The 6,861-nt window shown below is 58.0% G+C and carries 7 protein-coding genes; 4 read left to right on the top strand and 3 right to left on the bottom strand.

Features of this window, described 5'->3' with window-relative positions:
• Window positions 1-100 (bottom strand): undecaprenyl-diphosphate phosphatase (locus tag MMS95_RS22045; protein WP_277951882.1); only part of this gene is annotated, 100 nt, incomplete at its 3' end.
• Between the two features lie 133 nt (window positions 101-233).
• On the bottom strand, window positions 234-593 hold the full coding sequence (gene folB / locus MMS95_RS22040) for a bifunctional dihydroneopterin aldolase/7,8-dihydroneopterin epimerase (protein ID WP_015379095.1): 360 nt from the start codon (window positions 591-593) through the stop codon (window positions 234-236).
• 107 nt (window positions 594-700) lie between these two features.
• Between folB and plsY the strand changes: the two genes are divergently transcribed.
• Window positions 701-1,339: a glycerol-3-phosphate 1-O-acyltransferase PlsY gene (plsY, locus tag MMS95_RS22035; RefSeq protein ID WP_004937201.1), complete on the top strand. Its 639-nt coding sequence runs from the start codon at window positions 701-703 to the stop codon at window positions 1,337-1,339.
• A 30-nt stretch (window positions 1,340-1,369) separates the two neighbouring features.
• On the opposite strand, the gene tsaD is transcribed toward plsY, so the two are convergent.
• Window positions 1,370-2,383, bottom strand: coding sequence for a tRNA (adenosine(37)-N6)-threonylcarbamoyltransferase complex transferase subunit TsaD (gene tsaD, locus MMS95_RS22030; protein WP_015379097.1), 1,014 nt, complete (start codon window positions 2,381-2,383; stop codon window positions 1,370-1,372).
• Between the two features lie 325 nt (window positions 2,384-2,708).
• On the opposite strand from tsaD, the gene rpsU reads away from it, so the two are divergent.
• The 3 genes from rpsU to rpoD all read left to right on the top strand — a co-directional run bounded on the left by rpsU (window position 2,709) and on the right by rpoD (window position 6,808).
• Complete coding sequence (rpsU, locus tag MMS95_RS22025; RefSeq protein WP_001144069.1) at window positions 2,709-2,924, top strand: 30S ribosomal protein S21; 216 nt, start codon at window positions 2,709-2,711, stop codon at window positions 2,922-2,924.
• Between the two features lie 136 nt (window positions 2,925-3,060).
• Window positions 3,061-4,809, top strand: a complete 1,749-nt coding sequence (gene dnaG, locus MMS95_RS22020; RefSeq protein WP_015379098.1) for a DNA primase — start codon at window positions 3,061-3,063, stop codon at window positions 4,807-4,809.
• 157 nt (window positions 4,810-4,966) lie between these two features.
• On the top strand, window positions 4,967-6,808 hold the full coding sequence (rpoD, locus tag MMS95_RS22015; protein WP_004937194.1) for an RNA polymerase sigma factor RpoD: 1,842 nt from the start codon (window positions 4,967-4,969) through the stop codon (window positions 6,806-6,808).
• The last annotated feature ends 53 nt before the right edge of the window (window positions 6,809-6,861 follow it).

Below are 6,861 nucleotides of genomic sequence, written 5' to 3'. Positions count from 1 at the left end.
CGATAATCATATGCCCGGTGGAAGACACCGGCAGAAATTCGGTTAACCCTTCGACAACCCCAAGAACAAACGCAATAAACAGTGAATGCATGTCAGCCATGTGCTTCGCTCACCCCATAAAATAACGGCCATCACATAAAAAAGCGGCAGTGCTTAAAAGACAATGCCGCTAAAACAATTCTCAGGATTAAGACCAGATTAACGGTCTTTCGTTGCAAGCAGATGACATAAAATCATGCGGGACGAGTGCCGCGCTCAATGATCACGCCGACCCGATTGGCATGTGCTACAGCGCCCGGTTTGCTGACCTTAATACGGACCCACGGGGAATTGAAGCGCTGAAGCAAAATTTCGGATATTTCCTCCGCCACGCGCTCCACCAGCGCGAACCGGTTCGATTCAACATGCTGGATCACGGCGTCGCTGACATCGGCATAGCTCAGACAGTCATTTACATCGTCGCTGGCGGCGGCCGGCCGGTTATCCCAGCCCATTTCGATATCGAACACCAGCTTCTGACGAATGCCCTGTTCCCACTCATAAACGCCAATGGTGGTAATTACGGTAAGCTCTTCAATAAATACGATATCCATCACGTCATTCTCTGTTTTTGGCCTTGCCGGATACCACTTCCAGCGGAATGTGCGTATTATCCATAGATGTTGCGAGTAAAACGACCATTATTAAACGGAACCGCGTTATGAGTGCTACCGCGCTTGGCATGATTATCTTCGCGTATCTGTGCGGCTCGATTTCCAGCGCGATCCTGGTTTGCCGGATCGCCAGGCTGCCGGATCCGCGTGAACATGGCTCAGGAAACCCCGGGGCGACCAACGTCCTGCGCATCGGCGGCCGGCTGGCGGCGGCGGCGGTGCTGGTGTTCGATATTCTGAAAGGGATGCTGCCGGTCTGGCTGGCCTACAAACTCGATGTGCCGCCGCTGTATCTGGGCCTGACGGCGATCGCCGCCTGTCTGGGGCACATCTATCCGGTGTTCTTCCACTTCCGCGGCGGTAAAGGCGTGGCGACGGCGTTTGGCGCCATCGCGCCTATCGGCTGGGATCTGACCGGCCTGATGACCGGCACCTGGCTGTTGACGGTGCTGCTCAGCGGCTACTCTTCGCTCGGCGCCATCGTCAGCGCGTTGATCGCCCCGTTCTACGTCTGGTGGTTCAAACCGCAGTTCACCTTCCCGGTAGCGATGCTCTCCTGCCTGATCCTGATGCGGCATCACGACAATATTCAGCGCCTGTGGCGCGGCCAGGAAGGCAAGATCTGGGGCAAGTTCCGCAAGAAGAAAAACGACGCGGATAACGGCGACCAGCCGAGAGAGGAATAACAGAAGGGCCGGATAATCCGGCCCTTTGCTTTATACCGCAGGCAGTTCCGCCAGCGGCCAGCGCGGCCGCACCGAAACGCTCAGCGCCGGGTTGGCGCCGCTCTTCAGGCGCACCATGCCGGCATAGGCGATCATCGCGCCGTTGTCGGTGCAAAATTCAGGGCGGGCATAGAACACCTCCCCGCCGCGTTTCTGCATCATCTCCGCCAGTTTGGCGCGCAGCGTGCGGTTGGCGCTCACGCCGCCGGCCATCACCAGGCGTTTGAAGCCGGTCTGCTCCAGCGCGCGTTTGCATTTGATCGCCAGCGTATCCACCACCGCATCCTCGAAGGCGCGGGCGATGTCGGCACGCGTCTGATCGTCGTTGCCGTTGGAGCGAATGGTGTTGGCGGCAAAGGTTTTCAGCCCGGAGAAACTGAAGTCCAGCCCCGGACGATCGGTCATCGGCCGCGGGAAGGTGAAGCGCCCCGCCGTGCCCTGCTGCGCCATCTTCGACAGCATCGGCCCGCCGGGATAATCCAGGCCGAGCAGCTTGGCGGTTTTGTCGAACGCTTCGCCGGCGGCATCGTCGATCGACTCGCCCAGCAGTTCATACTCACCGATGCCGGTGACGCTGATCAGTTGAGTGTGGCCGCCGGAGACCAGCAGCGCGACGAACGGGAACGCGGGCGGGTTGTCTTCCAGCATCGGCGCCAGCAGGTGGCCTTCCATATGGTGCACCGGCACTGCCGGCACGTTCCAGGCGAACGCCAGCGCGCGCCCCACGGTTGCGCCGACCAGCAGCGCCCCCACCAGGCCCGGCCCGGCGGTATAAGCCACGCCGTCAATATCGGCCGGGGTCAGGTTGGCCTCTTTCAGCGCCGCCTGAATCAGCGGCACGGTTTTGCGCACGTGATCGCGGGAGGCCAGTTCCGGCACCACGCCGCCGTAGTCGGCGTGCAGCTTCACCTGGCTGTATAATTGGTTGGCCAACAAACCGGTTTGATCGTCATACACTGCAATTCCGGTTTCATCGCAGGACGTTTCTATACCCAGTACTCGCATTACATTTCCCATCATTCACGTGCGGCCGCCAGTCTACCACATTCCGCCGCATTTACCGCCGGTGCGGCGCATCTTGTCACCGGCTTGCGCCTATGTCGATGATTCATCCAGAAAATGCCTGAGCGATTAAACACGAGCATTTTTTTCTGATTAGTCTATAATCAGCGCCCGGTGCAAAATTGCGCACGTTGCGGCAGAGCGACGCGGGTTTCAATTTGCTGTGATGCTTTACAAAGCAGCATCCATTGGAGTAAAATTCCGCACCATTTTGAAAAGGCTGGCGCTTGGCCAGCAACAAACCGAATTTTATTGAGGTGAGAGGCACATGCCGGTAATTAAAGTACGTGAAAACGAGCCATTTGACGTTGCTCTGCGTCGTTTCAAACGCTCTTGCGAAAAAGCAGGTGTTTTAGCTGAAGTTCGTCGTCGTGAGTTTTATGAAAAACCAACTACCGAACGTAAACGCGCTAAAGCTTCTGCTGTGAAACGTCACGCGAAGAAACTGGCTCGCGAAAACGCACGCCGCACTCGTCTGTATTAATTCTTCGGGGGCAACCCCACCGCGTGAATTTCTGATTTTCAAAATCGCGCAGACCGAGTAGTTGCATACGAAGGCCGTGCTTTCCGAAAGGAATGCGCGGCTTGTTCTCGTTTATAGGCTAATGAAGTAAGGGCTTATGGCTGGACGAATTCCGCGCGTATTTATCAATGACTTGCTGGCTCGCACCGACATCGTCGATTTGATCGACGCCCGCGTGAAGCTCAAGAAGCAAGGCAAGAACTATCACGCGTGCTGTCCGTTCCACCACGAAAAGACGCCTTCCTTTACCGTTAATGGCGAAAAGCAGTTTTATCACTGTTTTGGGTGTGGTGCGCACGGCAACGCCGTCGACTTTTTGATGAATTACGACCGACTCGAGTTTGTCGAAACCATCGAAGAACTGGCGACCATGCACGGGCTGGAAGTGCCTTACGAAGCGGGCACCGGGCCAACCCAGATCGAACGCCATCAGCGCCAGAGCCTGTACCAACTGATGGAACAGCTCAGCGCGTTCTATCAACAGTCACTGCAGCAGTCCTCCGGGGCGCCGGCGCGCAACTATTTGCAGCAGCGCGGGTTAAGTGACGACGTTATTCGCCATTTCGCCATCGGCTTCGCGCCGGCGGGATGGGACAACGCCCTGAAGCGTTTCGGCCGCGACGCCGACTCGCGCCGCGCATTGAACGATGCCGGCATGCTGGTGACTAACGATCAGGGGCGTTCATACGACCGTTTCCGCGAACGGGTGATGTTCCCCATCCGCGACAAGCGCGGGCGCGTGATCGCCTTCGGCGGCCGCGTGCTGGGCGACGGTATGCCGAAATACCTGAACTCGCCGGAAACCGAAGTTTTCCATAAGGGCCGCCAGCTGTACGGCCTGTATGAAGCACAGCAGAACCACCCTACCCTGCAGCGGCTGCTGGTGGTGGAAGGGTATATGGACGTGGTGGCGTTGGCGCAATTCGGCATCGATTATGCCGTCGCCTCGCTCGGAACCTCGACGACGGCGGAACACATTCAGCTGTTGTTCCGCGCCACCGACAACGTCGTCTGCTGTTACGACGGCGACCGCGCCGGCCGCGAAGCGGCCTGGCGGGCGCTGGAAACCGCGCTGCCGTACCTGAATGACGGGCGCCAGCTGCGGTTCATGTTTTTGCCCGACGGCGAAGATCCGGACACGCTGGTGCGCAAGGAGGGCAAAGAAGCCTTCGAACAGCGAATGGAGCAGGCGCAGCCGCTGTCCACGTTCCTGTTCGAAAGCCTGCTGCCGCAGGTGGATTTAAGCAGCCCGGACGGGCGCGCCAAGCTGAGCACGCTGGCGCTGCCGCTGATTACTCAGGTGCCGGGCGAAACGTTGCGCTTGTACCTGCGCCAGGAGCTCGGCAACAAGCTGGGGCTGCTGGACGACAGCCAGCTCGACAAGCTGATGCCCAAGCAGGCTGAAAATGCGAATCCTTATCAGGCGCCCCAGCTAAAACGCACAACCATGCGTATACTGATAGGGTTACTGGTGCAAAATCCGCAGTTGGCTACACTTATCCCTTCGCTGGAAGGGTTGGAGCAGACCAAACAGGCGGGATTGCCGCTGTTCGTCGAACTGGTGCAGACCTGTTTGGCGCAGCCGGGCCTGACGACCGGGCAATTGCTGGAGCTGTATCGCGACAACAAATTCAGCCAGCAGCTTGAAACCTTGGCGACCTGGAACCATATGATCGTTGAGGACATGGTCGAGCAGACCTTTTTGGATACGTTGGCCAGCCTGTACGACTCGGTGCTCGAGCAACGGCTGGAAACGCTGATCGCCCAGGCCAGAACGCGCGGTCTGAGCGCGGAGGAACGTGAAGAAGTCCGTTCTCTCAACCAGGTTTTAGCGAAGAAAAACTGAATACCAAACGGCTTAAGTGCCGATAATTGCGAGGGCAGAGCCCTGCACAGTGCCGCCATAGTGGGCCGCGGCGATAACGAAAACGCCCCAAATGCTATTGTTGGCGGTTTCGCCGACCGACACCAACCTAAATACTCTGAAGTGTGGATACCGTCTTATGGAGCAAAACCCGCAGTCACAGCTGAAGCTACTTGTCACCCGTGGTAAGGAGCAAGGCTATCTGACCTATGCTGAGGTCAATGACCATCTGCCGGAAGATATCGTCGACTCCGATCAGATCGAAGACATCATCCAGATGATTAACGACATGGGCATCCAGGTGATGGAAGAAGCACCGGACGCCGATGACCTGCTGCTCGCCGAAAACTCGAACAGCACGGACGAAGATGCGGAAGAAGCCGCCGCACAGGTTCTGTCCAGCGTGGAATCCGAAATCGGCCGCACCACCGACCCGGTGCGCATGTACATGCGCGAAATGGGTACCGTCGAACTGCTGACGCGCGAAGGCGAAATCGACATCGCCAAGCGCATCGAAGACGGCATCAACCAGGTACAGTGCTCGGTTGCCGAATACCCGGAAGCCATCACCTACCTGCTTGAGCAGTACGATCGCGTCGAAGCGGGTGAAGCGCGCCTGTCCGATCTGATCACCGGCTTCGTCGATCCTAACGCGGAAGAGGACATCGCCCCAACCGCCACTCACATCGGTTCTGAACTGTCGAGCGAAGAGCAAGACGACGACGAAGAAGATGAAGACGACGAAGACGACGACACCGAAGACGACAACAGCATCGATCCTGAGCTGGCGCGTCAGAAGTTCGCCGAGTTGCGCGATCAGTATGAAGCGACCCGCCTGGTGATCAAGAAAAACGGCCGCAGCCACGCCAGCGCCGCGGACGAGATCCTGAAGCTGTCTGAAGTGTTCAAGCAGTTCCGCCTGGTGCCGAAACAGTTCGACTTCCTGGTCAACAGCATGCGCACCATGATGGACCGCGTTCGCACCCAGGAACGCATCATCATGAAGCTGTGCGTTGAACAGTGCAAAATGCCGAAGAAAAACTTCGTCACCCTGTTCGCCGGCAACGAAACCAGCGATTCCTGGTTCGAAGCGGCGCTGGCGATGGCCAAGCCATGGTCGGAAAAGCTGAAAGACGTTGCTGAAGACGTGCAGCGCAGCCTGCAGAAACTGCGTCAGATCGAAGAAGAAACCGGCCTGACCATCGAGCAGGTCAAAGACATCAACCGTCGCATGTCGATCGGTGAAGCGAAAGCCCGCCGCGCGAAGAAAGAGATGGTTGAGGCCAACCTGCGTCTGGTTATTTCTATCGCCAAGAAATACACCAACCGCGGCCTGCAGTTCCTGGATCTGATCCAGGAAGGCAACATCGGCCTGATGAAAGCGGTAGACAAGTTCGAATACCGCCGCGGTTACAAGTTCTCGACGTACGCCACCTGGTGGATCCGTCAGGCTATCACCCGCTCCATCGCCGACCAGGCGCGCACCATCCGTATTCCGGTGCATATGATTGAGACCATCAACAAGCTCAACCGTATTTCGCGCCAGATGCTGCAAGAGATGGGCCGCGAGCCGACGCCGGAAGAGCTGGCCGAGCGCATGCTGATGCCGGAAGACAAGATCCGCAAAGTGCTGAAGATCGCCAAAGAGCCAATCTCGATGGAAACGCCGATCGGCGACGACGAAGATTCGCATCTGGGCGACTTCATCGAGGATACCACCCTCGAGCTGCCGCTGGACTCCGCGACTTCGGAAAGCCTGCGTTCCGCCACCCACGACGTGCTGGCCGGCCTGACCGCGCGCGAAGCGAAAGTGCTGCGCATGCGTTTCGGCATCGACATGAACACCGACCACACGCTGGAAGAGGTTGGCAAGCAGTTTGACGTTACCCGTGAGCGTATTCGTCAGATCGAAGCCAAGGCGCTGCGCAAGCTGCGTCACCCAAGCCGCTCCGAAGTGCTGCGCAGCTTCCTGGACGACTAAGTCCGGCTGCCGCACCCAAAACAAAAACCCCGGCCTGCCGGGGTTTTTTTATG

Source organism: Serratia sp. PGPR-27 (assembly GCF_022678525.1).
Classification (GTDB): Bacteria; Pseudomonadota; Gammaproteobacteria; order Enterobacterales; family Enterobacteriaceae; genus Serratia; species Serratia nematodiphila.
Note: the sequence above shows the minus strand (reverse complement) of the source record. Positions and strands in the feature narration are given on the sequence as shown.